Origin of the sequence: Enterobacter sp. SECR19-1250 (assembly GCF_013391025.1) — a bacterium.
GTDB classification, from domain to species: domain Bacteria; phylum Pseudomonadota; class Gammaproteobacteria; order Enterobacterales; family Enterobacteriaceae; genus Enterobacter; species Enterobacter cloacae.
Genome location: NZ_JACASJ010000292.1, coordinates 1 through 810 on the forward strand (window position 1 = coordinate 1; position 810 = coordinate 810).

General features: G+C 52.3%; 1 protein-coding gene. It reads right to left on the bottom strand.

Features of this window, described 5'->3' with window-relative positions; genetic code table 11:
* Positions 1-42: 42 nt before the first annotated feature.
* A complete protein-coding gene (locus HX884_RS26670; protein ID WP_001067855.1) occupies positions 43-747 on the bottom strand; it encodes an IS6-like element IS26 family transposase in 705 nt (234 codons plus the stop codon).
* Positions 748-810 lie beyond the last annotated feature (63 nt).

Below are 810 nucleotides of genomic sequence, written 5' to 3' on the forward strand. Positions count from 1 at the left end.
CAAAGTTAGCGATGAGGCAGCCTTTTGTCTTATTCAAAGGCCTTACATTTCAAAAACTCTGCTTACCAGGCGCATTTCGCCCAGGGGATCACCATAATAAAATGCTGAGGCCTGGCCTTTGCGTAGTGCACGCATCACCTCAATACCTTTGATGGTGGCGTAAGCCGTCTTCATGGATTTAAATCCCAGCGTGGCGCCGATTATCCGTTTCAGTTTGCCATGATCGCATTCAATCACGTTGTTCCGGTACTTAATCTGTCGGTGTTCAACGTCAGACGGGCACCGGCCTTCGCGTTTGAGCAGAGCAAGCGCGCGACCATAGGCGGGCGCTTTATCCGTGTTGATGAATCGCGGGATCTGCCACTTCTTCACGTTGTTGAGGATTTTACCCAGAAACCGGTATGCAGCTTTGCTGTTACGACGGGAGGAGAGATAAAAATCGACAGTGCGGCCCCGGCTGTCGACGGCCCGGTACAGATACGCCCAGCGGCCATTGACCTTCACGTAGGTTTCATCCATGTGCCACGGGCAAAGATCGGAAGGGTTACGCCAGTACCAGCGCAGCCGTTTTTCCATTTCAGGCGCATAACGCTGAACCCAGCGGTAAATCGTGGAGTGATCGACATTCACTCCGCGTTCAGCCAGCATCTCCTGCAGCTCACGGTAACTGATGCCGTATTTGCAGTACCAGCGTACGGCCCACAGAATGATGTCACGCTGAAAATGCCGGCCTTTGAATGGGTTCATGTGCAGCTCCATCAGCAAAAGGGGATGATAAGTTTATCACCACCGACTATTTGCAACAGTGCC